Annotated in this window: 10 protein-coding genes; 4 read left to right on the top strand and 6 right to left on the bottom strand. The window is 74.9% G+C overall.

Annotation, left to right across the window (positions count from 1 at the left end; all coding sequences use genetic code 11):
* Positions 1-176 precede the first annotated feature (176 nt).
* The 3 genes from ettA to ACZ51I_RS04245 are packed head-to-tail and all read left to right on the top strand — an operon-like array spanning position 177 to position 2,931.
* Positions 177-1,841, top strand: a complete 1,665-nt coding sequence (gene ettA, locus ACZ51I_RS04255) for an energy-dependent translational throttle protein EttA (protein ID WP_468871381.1) — start codon at positions 177-179, stop codon at positions 1,839-1,841.
* Positions 1,842-1,846: 5 nt separating this feature from the next.
* Entirely contained in the window at positions 1,847-2,272 is a 426-nt protein-coding gene (locus ACZ51I_RS04250; RefSeq protein WP_030685121.1) for an acyl-CoA thioesterase, read from the top strand.
* A complete protein-coding gene (locus tag ACZ51I_RS04245) occupies positions 2,269-2,931 on the top strand; it encodes a DUF8010 domain-containing protein (protein ID WP_468871380.1) in 663 nt (220 codons plus the stop codon). The genes ACZ51I_RS04250 and ACZ51I_RS04245 overlap by 4 nt, the downstream gene beginning before the upstream one ends.
* Before the next feature lie 74 nt (positions 2,932-3,005).
* On the opposite strand, the gene ACZ51I_RS04240 is transcribed toward ACZ51I_RS04245, so the two are convergent.
* From ACZ51I_RS04240 to ACZ51I_RS04220, 5 genes are all read right to left on the bottom strand, one after another.
* A complete protein-coding gene (locus ACZ51I_RS04240) occupies positions 3,006-3,596 on the bottom strand; it encodes a hypothetical protein (RefSeq protein WP_468871379.1) in 591 nt (196 codons plus the stop codon).
* A gap of 92 nt (positions 3,597-3,688) precedes the next feature.
* Positions 3,689-4,648 carry an ABC transporter ATP-binding protein gene (locus ACZ51I_RS04235; protein WP_468871377.1) on the bottom strand — a complete coding sequence of 320 codons (960 nt, stop codon included), beginning with the start codon at positions 4,646-4,648 and terminating at the stop codon, positions 3,689-3,691.
* Positions 4,645-7,425 carry an FtsX-like permease family protein gene (locus ACZ51I_RS04230; RefSeq protein ID WP_468871695.1) on the bottom strand — a complete coding sequence of 927 codons (2,781 nt, stop codon included), beginning with the start codon at positions 7,423-7,425 and terminating at the stop codon, positions 4,645-4,647. Before ACZ51I_RS04230 ends, ACZ51I_RS04235 begins: the two co-directional genes overlap by 4 nt.
* Positions 7,426-7,499: 74 nt before the next feature.
* Positions 7,500-10,838: an FtsX-like permease family protein gene (locus ACZ51I_RS04225; protein ID WP_468871376.1), complete on the bottom strand. Its 3,339-nt coding sequence runs from the start codon at positions 10,836-10,838 to the stop codon at positions 7,500-7,502.
* 153 nt (positions 10,839-10,991) lie between these two features.
* Positions 10,992-11,396 carry a globin gene (locus ACZ51I_RS04220; protein ID WP_468871375.1) on the bottom strand — a complete coding sequence of 135 codons (405 nt, stop codon included), beginning with the start codon at positions 11,394-11,396 and terminating at the stop codon, positions 10,992-10,994.
* Between the two features lie 100 nt (positions 11,397-11,496).
* Between ACZ51I_RS04220 and ACZ51I_RS04215 the strand changes: the two genes are divergently transcribed.
* Positions 11,497-12,468: a methyltransferase domain-containing protein gene (locus tag ACZ51I_RS04215; protein ID WP_468871373.1), complete on the top strand. Its 972-nt coding sequence runs from the start codon at positions 11,497-11,499 to the stop codon at positions 12,466-12,468.
* 4 nt (positions 12,469-12,472) lie between these two features.
* Here ACZ51I_RS04215 and ACZ51I_RS04210 read toward each other — a convergent pair whose 3' ends face one another.
* Positions 12,473-13,804, bottom strand: coding sequence for an FHA domain-containing protein (locus ACZ51I_RS04210; RefSeq protein WP_468871372.1), 1,332 nt, complete (start codon positions 13,802-13,804; stop codon positions 12,473-12,475).
* Positions 13,805-13,834 lie beyond the last annotated feature (30 nt).

The following is a 13,834-nucleotide window of genomic DNA, read 5'->3' as shown; positions in this document are numbered from 1 at the left end:
GGTGCGACGGGGACCGGGAGGACCGGTTCAGCGGCTGGCAGTGACAGGTCGACTACCGGGAGTGGCCCAGGAGTGCGCAGGTCAGCGGGCCCCCCACCTACTGGTTCGCCCCCAGGGGTGGCGGTCAGGCAAGATGGGGTGTATCTGCCCACTCACTCTTTGCCGGACGGTTTCTCTTGGCTGAGTACATCTACACGATGCGCAAGGCGCGCAAGGCGCACGGCGACAAGGTCATCCTGGATGACGTGACGCTGAGCTTCCTGCCGGGCGCGAAGATCGGTGTGGTCGGCCCGAACGGTGCCGGTAAGTCCACCGTTCTGAAGATCATGGCGGGCCTGGAGCAGCCGTCCAACGGTGACGCCTTCCTGTCGCCCGGCTACACCGTCGGCATGCTCCTCCAGGAGCCGCCGCTCGACGAGTCGAAGACCGTCCTGGAGAACGTGCAGGACGGCGCCGCCGAGATCATGGGGAAGCTGAAGCGCTTCAACGAGGTCGCGGAGCTCATGGCGACCGACTACTCGGACGCGCTGATGGAGGAGATGGGCAAGCTCCAGGAAGACCTGGACCACGCCAACGCCTGGGACCTCGACGCGCAGCTGGAGCAGGCCATGGACGCCCTGGGCTGCCCGCCCGGCGACTGGCCCGTCACCAACCTCTCCGGTGGCGAGAAGCGCCGCGTCGCGCTCTGCAAGCTTCTCCTCGAGGCCCCCGACCTGCTGCTCCTCGACGAGCCCACCAACCACCTGGACGCCGAGTCCGTGCAGTGGCTGGAGCAGCACCTCGCCAAGTACCCCGGCACCGTCGTCGCCGTCACCCACGACCGGTACTTCCTCGACAACGTCGCCGAGTGGATCCTCGAGCTCGACCGCGGCCGCGCCCACCCCTACGAGGGCAACTACTCCACCTACCTCGACACCAAGGCCACCCGCCTCAAGGTCGAGGGCCAGAAGGACGCCAAGCGTGCGAAGCGTCTGAAGGAGGAGCTCGAGTGGGTCCGGTCGAACGCCAAGGGGCGCCAGGCCAAGTCCAAGGCCCGTCTCGCGCGTTACGAGGAGATGGCGGCCGAGGCCGACAAGATGCGGAAGCTGGACTTCGAGGAGATCCAGATCCCGCCGGGCCCGCGTTTGGGCTCGATCGTCGTCGAGGTCGAGAACCTCTCGAAGGCCTTCGGCGACAAGGTCCTCATCGACGACCTCAGCTTCACCCTGCCCCGTAACGGCATCGTCGGTGTCATCGGCCCGAACGGCGCCGGCAAGACCACGCTCTTCAAGATGATCCAGGGTCTGGAGACCCCGGACTCCGGCTCCATCAAGGTCGGCGAGACCGTCAAGATCTCGTACGTCGACCAGAGCCGCTCCAACATCGACCCGAAGAAGACGCTGTGGGCCGTCGTCTCCGACGAGCTCGACTACATCAACGTCGGCCACGTCGAGATGCCCTCCCGCGCCTACGTCTCCGCCTTCGGCTTCAAGGGCCCGGACCAGCAGAAGCCGGCCGGTGTGCTCTCCGGCGGTGAGCGCAACCGTCTGAACCTCGCGCTCACCCTCAAGCAGGGCGGCAACCTGCTGCTCCTCGACGAGCCCACCAACGACCTGGACGTCGAGACGCTGTCCTCCCTGGAGAACGCGCTCCTCGAGTTCCCGGGTGCGGCCGTGGTCGTCTCCCACGACCGGTGGTTCCTGGACCGAGTGGCCACGCACATCCTCGCGTACGAGGGTGACTCGAAGTGGTTCTGGTTCGAGGGCAACTTCGAGTCGTACGAGAAGAACAAGATCGAGCGCCTCGGCGCGGACGCGGCCCGTCCGCACCGCGCCACCTACAAGAAGCTGACCCGAGGCTGAGGTCAGTGGCCAGACACATCTACAGCTGTCCCCTGCGCTGGTCGGACATGGACGCCTTCGGGCACGTCAACAACGTCGTCTTCCTGCGGTACCTGGAAGAGGCGCGGATCGACTTCATGTTCCGGCTGGCGCCGGGGGACGGTTCCCCCTCGTTCTCCGGCGGGTCCGTCGTGGCCCGGCACGAGATCGACTACGTGCGACCGCTGGTCCACCGGCACGAGCCGGTGACCATCGAGTCGTGGGTCACGAAGATAGGCGCGGCGTCCCTGACGATCGCGTACGAGATCAAGGACCCGGACGTGACCTACGTACGGGCGTCCACGGTCGTCGTGCCCTTCGACCTGGAGGCCCAGCGGCCGCGCCGGATCACCTCCGAGGAGCGCGAGTTCCTCCAGGAGTACGTCGACGACGGGATGTCGTCCGCCGCATGACCGTGCTCGCTCCGCTGCACTTCGCCGACGCCCGGGAGGCGGCCGCTCTCGCCGCCTTCCTCACCCGGCTCGTCCACTACGACCGGGCCGCCGCCGTCCGCCTCCAGGCGGGCGGCGGGGCGCTGGCCGTCTTCGGGCGGCCCCCGTCGTTCGAGGTGCTCGCGATCCGCACGGCCCGCCTCGTCGACGCCGTGGACCTGGACGTCACCGTCTCCGCCGGTGAACTCCTCGACGGCATCGAGGAGTCGGCCGGCAAGGCGGTCGTCCCGGACTCCGTGACCGGCCCGCCGTGGGCCGGTGTCCTCCCGCCGCGCCGCGGCTGGGAGCCGGTCTCCGGCCTTCCCGACGCCGCCGGGCTGCGGGGCGCCGTCGCCGCCGCCGTCAGCGAGTTCCGCTCGCGGGACGAGGAGCTGCCGGACGAGCGGCGCAACCGGGCCGAGCGCGACGCCATCGGCCACGACATCTGGTCCCGGACCCTCGGCACCACCGGGCTGCCGCTGCGCGCCGTGCACGCCGCCCAGTCCCTCGGATTCCTCCCGCCCGGCGAGGCGCCGGTGGCGCTGTTCGCGTCCGGGCCGTGGCTGCGGCTCCGTACCCCGTACGGCTCCGTGGCGCTGCGCACCGCGCCTCCGATCTCGCTGGGCGTCTCCCCGCGCTGATCGATGTCGCCGGGCACCGAGGACCGATGATGGGCGGCGTACGCCCCTCACGACCGCCGTCGAGGTCGACGGCCCTACCGGCTGAACCGCCTCGCCCCCGCCGTGGCGGCGGCCAGCAGGATCACGGCGAGGACCGCCTGGCGCCACGGCGAGGTCGAACCGTCGAGCGCCGGGGCCACCCGCCGCCGCGGATCGTAGGCGACCCGGACCTCTCCGCCGTCCGGGGCGACCCGGTGGTCCTCCGTGACGGTCGAGGGGTAGCCGCCCGGGCAGCGCAGGCTGTGGCGGTACCGCACCCTGGTCCCGCCGCCCTCGCCGACCGAGGAGCTCTCCTGCTCCTGGACCTTCAGGACGACACAGTCGGCGACCGCCCCGCGCGAGGCCGCCTGGTCCGCCGCCGCCACGGTCAGCAGCAGCCCGGCGACCAGCGCGAGCGCGCCGAAGAAGCCCATGACCCCGTCGACGAGCAGGAAGTACGCGACCGCCGCGACGAGGACGGCCGCCCCGCCGACCGAGACCGCGACCGTCGTGGACGGCGCCGAGGCGCCCTCGAAGGACCAGGCCGACCAGCCGTAGACCGCGATCGCGCAGACGGCGGGCAGGGCCGTGGTTCCCCACTTCCGCGCGGCCGCCGATGACGTCGTCGACGAATCCGTCGATGACATGGACACCACCCCCGTGGATAGGACGTCCCCCGACCCGGCCCGGTTTCCCCGGAGCCGGACCCGGACGCGGAGACGGAGCCCCCCCCGCCCCGTCAGCCCTCCGCGTCGTCCGGCCACACCCCGATGTGGTCCTGCTCCAGTTCCAGGGCCACCCGGTGCTCCATGCCGAGGGCCTGGGTGTACTCCGCCGGGAGCTGGAGGCGGCCCGCGCGGTCGAGCATCGCGTACTCCCGTGCCACGAGCGACTCCTGGCCCTGCTCGTCGACCTCCGTGCGGCGCAGCACCTCCGAGGAGGTGCGGCCGTCGCGGATGGCGACCGTGCGGCGGACCTCGGAGGCGACCGCCTGGTCGTGGGTGACGATCACGATCGTCGTGCCCAGCTCCTCGTTGGCGCGGCGGAAGGCCGCGAAGACCTGCTCGCCGGTGGCCGAGTCCAGCTCGCCGGTGGGCTCGTCGGCGAGGAGCACGGCCGGGTTGTTGGCCAGCGCCACCGCGATGGCCACCCGCTGCTGCTGTCCGCCGGAGAGCTGGTGCGGGCGCCGGTCCCGGATCTCCGCGATGCCCAGCATGGCGAGCAGTTCCCCGGCCCGCTCCGCCTTCTGCTTCGAGCGGCCCCGCAACTGCATGGGCAGCGCCACGTTCTGGGCGGCCGTCAGGTACGGCAGGAGGTTCCGGGCGGTCTGCTGCCAGACGAAGCCGACGACCTCGCGGCGGTAGCGCAGCCGCGCCTTGCCGTCCATGCCGAGCAGGTCGCAGCCGGCGACCCGGGCCGCGCCGGCGGTCGGCACGTCCAGGCCTGCCAGGATGTTCATGAGAGTCGACTTGCCGGAACCGGAGGCGCCGACCAGGGCCATCAACTCACCCTCCTTCACCAGGAGGTCGAGCCCCTGGAGCGCCTGCACCTCCACCCCGTCCGTGGTGAAGATACGGACGAGCCGGTCGCAGGCGATGAGCGCGTCATGGCCGTACGAGGGCCGGTCGCGCCGCGCCGTCGCCCGCCGCTCCAGCTCCTCCAGGGTCGTGTCGGACGGGGCCGTGCCGGTCTTCGTCATCGTGCGTCTCCTGCCCTGAGTTCCTTGATCGAGCCCCTGCGCCCCGCCCACCACGCCTGTCCGACCGCCGCGAGCCCCGTCAGGACTACGACGGCGAGCGCGGGCAGCACCAGCGACCACGGGTCCGCCCGCAACGGGGCGCTGTCCAGCGGGGCGAAGCCCGGTGCCGTCGCGAGGGCCAGCCGGAGCAGGTCGATGCCCGGGGCGAGCAGCGGCACCGTCGCCCAGCCGACGAGGATGCCGCCGAAAGCCGCGAGGACGGCCTGCGGCAGCGCCTCCAGGGCCAGCAGCCGCCGCCCCTGCTTCCGGGTGAGGCCCATCGTGCGCAGCCGGGCGAGGAGCGTGTTCCGCTCGGGGGCGCTCTGCAGGAGGGAGAGCAGCACGGCCACCACGGCGAAGGCGGCGCCCGCGCCGATCGCGCCCAGGTAGATCCGCTCGGCGCCCGACTGGAGCGGCGAGTCGACGTACGCGGCCCGCGCCTCGGACCGCAGCGCCACGAAGAGGGAGTCCGACTTCGCCTTCACGACCGCGCGGAGCCCGGCGCCGTCCACGGGCCCCGTGACGAGCAGCGCGGTGGGCGCCCGGTGGGTGAGGTCGGCGCCGTTGACGAGGAGGAAGTCGGCGTCGTCGAGGGCCGGAGTGGTGGAGCGGACGGCGACCACCTTCACCTTGAAGACCCCGGACGCCGAGACGATGTCCTGCGGCGCGTCGCCGAGCCGTTCGGCGACCCTCGGCGAGGCGATGGCGGGCAGCACCCGCTCGGTGTCCGCGACGGCGTCCTCGCCGCCCCGCCCCGTCGGGGCGAGCAGCCCGGCGGGGAAGGGCCCGAAGCCGGTGCGGTCGGCGAGCCGGGTGTACGAGGCGGGGTCGACGCCCACGATCGGCGCGCTCATCGGCTGGGCGGAGGTCCCCTGGTAGGACGGCAGGGCGACCCCGTACTCGATCTGCACCGGGGCCACGTCCCGTACCCCCGCGAGACCGCGCACGGACTCGGTGAGTCCGGCGGGTACCGGGGTCCACTCGACCGAGCCGCCGATCCGGGCGTCCGCCCCGGTGGCCAGGAGCGCCGCCCGGTCGCGGGCGTCGGCGACGCCCGCGAGGACGGAGCCGCCGAAGGCCGCCGTGGCCAGCGCGAGTACGAGGGCGAGCAGCGGGAGGGTGCCGGAGGACGAGGCGCGTCCGGCCCGGGCCAGGGCAAGGGGTCCGACGGCGCCGCGCAGCCTGCGGGCCGGGCGGGCCAGCCACCGCAGCGGCAGCGGGTAGATCCGTACGAGGACGGAAGCGGCGATCAGGCCGACCAGCACGGGCGCGGCGCTCACGAGGTGGTCCCCGGAGTCGCCGGTGCCGCGCAGCCGCAGCGAGGCGACGGCGCCCACGGCGAGGACGAGCAGGGTGAGTTCGGCGACGGTGCGGCGCCGGGAGGGGCGGGCGGTGAGCAGGTCGTCGCGGCCGCCGTGCAGACGGGGGCGGCGGTGCCGGACGATCGCGCGTACGGGCAGGACCAGCATCGCGAGCAGGGCGACGAGCGCGGCGGCGAGGACGGAAGGGCCGAGGGGGATCGCGCCGGATCCGCCGTCGGGCGGTCGCACGGTGGCCACGGCGAGGCCGAGGGCGAGCGCGGCGGCGGGTACGGCGACGGCCGAGGTCTCGCCGAGGAGCCGCACGCCGATGCCGGGGAGGGAGGCGCCGCGGGAGCGGAGCAGCGCGAGTTCGCTGTCGCGGCGGGCGACGAACAGGCCGCCGGTCATGGCGAGGACGACGGCGGCGACCGCGCCGATCCCGAAGACGGCGACGGCCACGACGGGGTTGATCGCCTCGCGCATCGAGCGGTACGAGTCGACGATCGCGTCGAGTTCGGTGGTGAGGGCGGCGTTGCCCCCCACGGCCTTGCGCATCCTGACGAGGTCGGGGCCGCCGGCGGCGGCGTCCAGCGCGGCGTCGAGCCGGTCGGTGTCCCGGCCGGTGAGGTGGCCGGCCGTCGGCATGAAGCGGAAGAAGACTTCCGGTTCCCCGGTGGTGGAGAGCACGGCGGGCGCGGAGGCGGGGGAGAGGAGCAGCGCCCCCTGCCAGTAGTACTTCACCTCGTCGCCGGCCAGCGCCGCGAGCGCCGGGGTGCGCAGCAGCGGCTCGACGGCCCAGTACGGCGCTTCGGGGCGGCGCGGCTCCACGATCCCGGTGATCGTCACGGCGAGCGGTTCCGGGCTCGTCCTGCTCGCCACGTGCACGACGGAGCCGGGCTTCAGGTGCAGGGACTCGGCGGTCCTCGCGGTCACGACGGCTTCCGGGGCGTCGCCCGTGCCCGCGGCGAGCCGGCCCTTCGTGAGCGTCGCGTGCTCGGTCAGCCCGGACGGGGCGGAGAGCACGAACTCGGGGGGGATCCCGTCGGGCCGGGGCAGCCACGGGTCGCTTCCCGCGAGGCGCTTGACCGTACGGACACCGTGGACGGTCTGCTCCGGGTCGGTCAGGATCGGTTCGGGCAGCAGGGCGCGCACCTGGTCGCGCTGTCCCTGGAGAACGCCGGGGGCCAGGCCGGGGCCCCGCTCGGACACCGGGATCGGGGAGGTCAGCTCGAGGACGGCGTTCCGCGGCGCGGCGTGCCGGATGTCGTGCCGGAGGCCCTCCGTCTCGTACCGGTCGACCGCGCGCGGCAGCGCGGCCGCGAGGTACGCGGTGACCAGGACGAGCAGGGCGAGGGAGGCGGCGGCCCAGGGCGCGGTCCGCAGCCGGGTCCGCACCCAGGGCGCCACGGCGCGGGCGGGCTTGTCGGACCGGGGCATCTCGGGGGCCTTCCTGCGGTCGGCACGCGTCTCGGTGCCGTCGTCGCTGTCGCGGTACGGGGAGGTCGGCGGCATCAGTTGTCCCCCTGGTGGCGCAGGGTCACGGCCGGGTCGGCGCGGCGCAGGGCGATCGCGGCGACGATGGCCAGCGGCAGGGCGGCGACGCCGGCGAGCAGCAGGGCGACCTGGCCGAGGGGCAGTTCGACGAGGACCGGGGGGACGGGCCGGGCGGCCTGGCCGGTGAGGACGACCAGCGGGACGACGGCCCGGGCCAGGACCGTGCCGAGCCCGATGCCGACGAGCAGGCCGATGCCGATCAGGAGGCCCTGTTCGGCGGCGACGAGCCGGGCGAGCTTGCGGCGCGGAGCGCCGAGCGCCCGCAGCACGCCGAACTCGGCGGCCCGTTCCCGCATCGCGCCGGCCGAGCCGACCGCGAAGCCGACGGCGGCGAGCGCGGCTGCGGCCGCCGCCACCGCCATCAGTGCGGCGTTGGGGCCCGCGCCGAGCGGGTCGCCGAGGAGTTCGGCGGCGATCTCGTCCCGTACGAGGACCCGCGCGGGGTCGGTGTCGGCGCGGGCGCGCAGGGCCGAGGCGACCTCGTCCGCGCGGCCGGGGGCGGTGGTCAGCCACCACTCGGTGGGCGGCACGGTCGCCGTTCCGTCGGAGCCGGCCGCGAGGAACTGGTTGACGGCGGCCAGGTCGAGGAGGATCGCGCCGCCGTCCTCGGGGGTGGCGACGGCGGAGGCGCTCTGGGCGCCCGCGCCGGTGGTCGGCAGCTGCTCGACCACCCGGTCGACGGTGACGTCGACCGTCCGGCCGCCCAGGCCCACCTCGATCTGGTCGCCGGGCTCGGCACCGGTCGCCGTCATGAAGGCCTCGGTGGCCACGGCCGCGAGGTGCTCGGGGGCCTTGGGGGCGGGGGCGCTCATCCGCAGGCTGAACTCGTGGGGCCCCCTGTAGGCGCCGGCCTTCGCGCCGGTGACGGTGTACGTGACGGAGTACGGGGCCGGGCGGCCGCCCGCTCCGGCGGATCCGGCGCGGCCGGTCGCCGTGCCGCTGTCGTCGGTCTGCTCGAAGGAGGAGGCCCAGGGGGCGAGGAGCTGCCCGGGGGCGTGTGTCCGCGCGCCGCCGCCGGCCCCGACCGTGGTGAAGCGCTCGATGTGGAGCGTCTGGGTGTGGTGGACGCCGTCGGGGATCAGGCCGGTGAGTTCCAGGCCGGTGAGGGTGAGCCAGCCGTCGGAGCCGCGGTCGCCCGTGGTGCCGGGCGCGGCGGTCAGGGCGCCGACGTCGAGGGACAGCCGGTGCGTGCGGTCGTCCGAGGGCAGCCGGCCGAGGGCCTGCCGGTACGGGATGCCGTTCGGGTCCTCCAGGACGGCCGTGACCCGCGTCTCGAACGCTCCGGCGGGCGCGGACGTCCGCAGGTCGACGGCGAGCGTGCGGGTCCCCGCGGGCAGCGGGAGACCGGGGTGGCCCGCGGACTTCGGGGTGAGCGGGGCGAGGAGGGACCGGGCCGGGACGCCGGCGAGGTCGGAGCGGAGCAGCAGGCCGTCGGCGGCCTCGCGGGTGTCCACGGCCAGGACGGTGGCGTTCTTCCCGGCCACGTCCAGGGAGGTGCGGTGCACCGGTGCCGCGGCCTTGACGCCCGGGACGGCGGCGAGCCGCTGGGTCTGCGTCGGCTCGCCGGGGCCCGCGCCGAGGACGCGGACGTCCGTGCCGACGCGGAAGTCGGCCTGGTCCCGCTGCGAACGCTCCCACGAGCCGCTCTGCCCGATGGCCAGCATGCCCATCGCCACGGCGAGGACGAGGAGGAGGACGGGCCCGGCGCCGCGCAGCGGGCGGCGGCTGAACTGCCAGCCCGCGAGGGCGGCGGACAGCCCGCGTCCGCCGGCCGCGCGCCGCTCGGCCAGCTTGGCGGCGGGCGGCAGCAGACGCAGCGTCAGGACGGTGCCGGCGAGCAGGGCGAGGGCGGGCGCGGCGACCAGGACCGGGTCGACGGAGCCCCCGCCGGCCTCGTCCGCGCCGAGGGTGCCGCCCGTGGTCACCGGCCGCTGGAGCTGCCAGTACGCGACGGCCGCGACGGCGAGGAGGCCGAGGTCGGCCCCGGCCCGTACGGGAGCGGGCAGCGCCGCCGAACGGGCCTTGCGCAGCGGGACGACGGAGCCGTCCCCGGCGGCGAGCGCGGGGGCGACGACGGCCGCCGCGCAGCAGAGCGCGACGAGCGCGGCGACCAGCCACACCTGTGGCGACGGGCAGGTGTCGAGGCGCACCCCGAGCGAGGAGAGCGCGGACCGCTCGGCGAAGAGCCGGGTCAGCGGGCCGGAGAGGAGCGGGGCGGCGAGCGCGGCGGGCAGGGCGAGCAGCAGCGCCTCGGCGGCGGCGAGCCCGGCGATCCGGCGCCGCGAACCGCCGCGGGCCCGCAGCAGCGCGGTCTCGCCGGAGCGCTCGGTGCTGAGCAGCCGGGCGACGAGCAGCAGCGCGTACGCGGCGAGCAGCACCAGCTGCACGGCGACGATCAGGAGGGTGGAGCGGGAGACGAGCAGGGCCCGCCCGGTCCGGTCCAGGACGGTGGGGAGCGCGGTCGACACGGAGATCGTCGTCCCGAAGCCGTCCGTGGAGTCGGCGAGCTTCTTCGGGCCCTCGGTCGCCGCCGCGCGCAGGGCGTCCATCCGGTCCGTGGTGAAGCCGGTGAAGTCGGCGGAGCCGAGCCAGGAGGTGTCGCCGGAGCTCAGCGCCCCGGAACCGAGGACGGCCGGGTCGACGAGCAGCGGGCCGTACGTGGTGAACGCGACGGTCTGCACGCCGCGGCCGCCCGCCGGGTCCAGCTGCCAGTACAGGTCACTCGTGTCGACGGGCCGGTAGACGCCGGTGATCCGGGCTTTCACGGTGCGGTCCGCGAGCCGGTCGGTGAGGTCGAGCACGGTGCCGGGGCCGACCTTGAGCCGTCGGGCGGCCTCCTCGGGCAGCGCGGTCTCGACCACGCCGCCGGTCCTGCCGGACGCGGGCCAGGCGCCCTTGACGAGCGAGAGCCGCGAGCGGTCGAGCGCCGCGAACTGTGTCAGGTCCGGGTCGCCCTTGCGGGCGGCGGGCGGCTGGAGGGTGCGGGGCAGGGCGTACGACCCCGAGCGTTCGAGCCGCCGCACGGTCACCGGCAGCCCGTCGAAGGTCCTCCGCATCCCGTCCTCGACGGCGGCCTCGGCACTGGCCCGTTTCCCCGCCGGTATCTGTCCGCGAACGAGCAGCGAGGCGGCGGCCGAGGACCGGCCGCGCAGTCCGGCCTGGAGCGCCGCGTCCCCGATCGCCCCGGAGAAGGCGGCGAGGGTGGCGAGCACCGAGGTCGTCAGGAGCACGGCGAGCAGCGCCGCGGCGAGCAGCAGCCGGTGTGCCCTGACACGCAGAAAAACGAACCCCGTCACCCATCCCCCTGGCCCCGCCCACGTTTCCTCGGATGCTTTCAGAGGGCACGCGCCGCTGGTAACCGCTTCCACGCGGACCTTGACTCGATCGTGACCGTTATTCGGCGTTCCGTGTCCGGAACGTTTCAGTCCGTGCCAGCGGGGGGTGGAGCGCTAGTGCGCGCTGTTGACCATCGAGGCCGCCGCGTACGTCAGGTACCGCCACAGCTCGCTCTCGTGCTCCGGGGCGAGGTCGAGGGAGTCGAGGGCGTCGCGCATGTGACGGAGCCAGGCGTCGTGGGCGGCCCGGTCCACGGTGAACGGCGCGTGCCGCATCCGGAGACGGGGGTGGCCCCGGTGGTCGCTGTAGGTGCGGGGGCCGCCCCAGTACTGCATGAGGAAGAGGGCGAGGCGCTCCTCGGCCGGGCCGAGGTCCTCCTCGGGGTACATCGGGCGCAGCAGCGGGTCCGCCGCGACGCCCTCGTAGAAGCGGCGGACCAGGCGGCGGAAGGTCTCCTCGCCGCCGACCTGCTCGTAGAAGGTCTGCTCCTGCGTCGTTTCCCCGGAAATCTCGTTCACCGTTCCATCGTCTCAGATGCCCCGGCCGAGGACCCGGGGCTTAGGACCACCCCCCGTACGGGGGCTCGCCCACCGCCCCGGAGCGCGGGAGAGTGGGGGCATGGGTGCGCTGCGGGACGAGTTCGGCGAGGCCGGGGCGCGGGAGCGGCGCGCGCTCGTGCGGGAGATCGAGGCGGACGGCCTGCTGACCGACCCCGCCTGGCGGAAGGCCTTCGCCGAGGTGCCGCGCCACCTCTTCGTCCCGTACTACTACGTCTCCGCGCCCGGCGGCTACGAGCGGCTCTGGTCCGGCGACCCCGCGCCGGAGCGGCGGGAGCGCTGGCTGCGCGGGGCGTACGCGGACACGGCCGTCGCCACCCGGGTACGGGACGGGGAACTGGTCTCCTCCGCCAGCCAGCCCTCCCTGATGGCGCTGATGCTCGACGCCCTGGACGTACGCGACGGGGACGACGTCCTGGAGATCGGCGCCGGGAGCGGTTACCACGCGGCCCTGCTCTGCCACCGGCTCGGCGACGAGCACGTCACCACCGTCGACCTCGACGAGGAGATCGCCGAGTCCGCCCGCACCCATCTCGCCGCCGCGGGCCACCGGCCCGCCGTCCTCGCCGCCGACGGCGCCCGGGGCTGCCCCGAACACGCCCCGTACGACCGGATCGTGGCGACCTGCGAGGTGCCCGCCGTCCCCCATCCCTGGCTCGCCCAGTGCCGGCCCGGCGCGCTCGTCCTCGCCCCGCTCTCCACCGGGCTGATCCGGCTGCGGGTGCGCGACGCCGCGCACGCGGAAGGGCGGTTCCTCGCGACCTCCGCCTACTTCGTGGCGCTCCGGGGCGCCGCCGCCCAGCTCCCCGGGCGCGACAACCCTCGCCCCGGCCCTGCCGGGGACGAACGCTTCCTCTTCCTGTGGGGTCTCGTCGCCGGCCGGCTCGACAGACGCGAAGCGCTCTCGCTCTGGCTGCGCGAGCGGCGGCCGGGGCGGGAGCGCTTCGGGGTGACGGTCAGCGGCGACCGGCAGTGGGCCTGGCTGGACGACCCCGGAGGGCCGTACGCCTGGCCCCTGCCGGGGAGCGCCTGACCGGTCAGACGAGACGGATCGTGATCGTGGTCCAGGCGCCGACGTGCACCCGGTCGCCGTCCTGGAGCTGGACGGGGACGTAGGGCTGGATCGGCTCCTCGCCGCCGTTGACCGTGGTGCCGTTGGTGGAGTTCTGGTCCACCACCGCCCACGAGCCGTCGGGCTGCTGCACGAGCACGGCGTGCTGGTGCGAGACGCCCGGGTCCTCCGGCGGCACCGACAGGTCGATGTCGGGGGACTCGCCGGTGGAGTGCCGACGGCGGCCGATGGAGACCTGGTTGCCCTGGAGCGGCAGGCGCTTGTCCGGCGAGTACGCGGGCAGGTTCAGGCCCGTGGCCTCCGGGCCGCTGCGCTGCATCATCGCCATGAAGTACTCACGGTCGGGACCGATGACCGCGGTCCAGGTGCGGGGCTGCTGCGGTTGCTGCGGCGGCTGGAACTGCTGGGGCGGCTGCTGGCCCTGCTGCGGCGGAGGTCCCTGGTGCGGCTGCTGACCCTGGTGCCGCGGGGGCCCCTGGTGCTGCGGGGGCTGGTGCTGCTGCGGCGGGGCCTGGTGCGGCGGTGCCTGGTGCTGCGGCGGGGCCTGGTGCTGCGGCGGGGCCTGGGGGGCCTGGTGCTGCGACGGCGGCGGCAGGACCCAGTCGTCGTCCGCGCGCGGCTGCGGCGGCGCGGGCGGCGCGGGAGCCTGGGCCGGGGCCTGGGGGAACGCGGGCGGCGCAGGCTGCTGCTGCGCCGAGGGGCGCTGCGGCGGGGCCTGGTGGTGCGTGGGCTCCGCGCCCAGCGGCTCGGCCGGCCGGTTCACCTGCGAGGGCCGCGAGCCCTGGTAGCCGAACGGGTCCGGCTGCGGGGGCTGCTGCCGCGGCGGCGCGGGCGGCTGGGACTGGAAGCCCGGCGGCAGGCTGAGGCCCGGCGGCGGGCCCGGCTGCTGCGGCGGGGCGCTCGGCGGGGGGTTGTGCGGGGCGCTGTGCGGGGCCAACGGGGTGTACGAGGTCGCCGTGTTCGTGAGGAAGTTCCAGCGGCACTCCTCGCAGAACGGCGCCATGTGCTCGCGGGGCGTACGGCACTGCGGGCACAGCTCCGCCTGGGCCGTCGCGTTCGGGTCCCCACCGGGGCCGAAACCGCCGGGAGCACCCTGAGGGCCACCGGGGGCGCCGGGCGGCGGCCCCATCGGGGGCCTGCCGGGGTCGGCGGGGCCGGGGTGTCCGTACGCGGGGGGCGGCGGCGGGGGAGGCGGCGGCACGGCACCCGTCGGCGCGCCCGCCCCGGCCATGCGATGGCCGCAGACCTCGCACCAGTCGTCGGAGACCGACTGGTGTCCGTTCGGGCAGGTCGGCATGTCGGTGCTTCCCCCTCTCGTCTTCCGGCC

The organism is Streptomyces sp. NPDC034084 (assembly GCF_055575535.1).
This window is presented reverse-complemented; position numbering and strand designations above follow the sequence as displayed.

Bases quoted from the DNA above. Each gene is read 5' to 3' on its own strand.
- ACZ51I_RS04240 (WP_468871379.1), bottom strand. From the start codon at position 3,596: ATGTCATCGACGGATTCGTCGACGACGTCATCGGCGGCCGCGCGGAAG.
- ACZ51I_RS04230 (WP_468871695.1), bottom strand. From the start codon at position 7,425: ATGCCCCGGTCCGACAAGCCCGCCCGCGCCGTGGCGCCCTGGGTGCGG.
- ACZ51I_RS04215 (WP_468871373.1), top strand. From the start codon at position 11,497: ATGGGTGCGCTGCGGGACGAGTTCGGCGAGGCCGGGGCGCGGGAGCGG.
- ACZ51I_RS04235 (WP_468871377.1), bottom strand. From the start codon at position 4,648: ATGACGAAGACCGGCACGGCCCCGTCCGACACGACCCTGGAGGAGCTG.
- ACZ51I_RS04245 (WP_468871380.1), top strand. From the start codon at position 2,269: ATGACCGTGCTCGCTCCGCTGCACTTCGCCGACGCCCGGGAGGCGGCC.
- ACZ51I_RS04210 (WP_468871372.1), bottom strand. From the start codon at position 13,804: ATGCCGACCTGCCCGAACGGACACCAGTCGGTCTCCGACGACTGGTGC.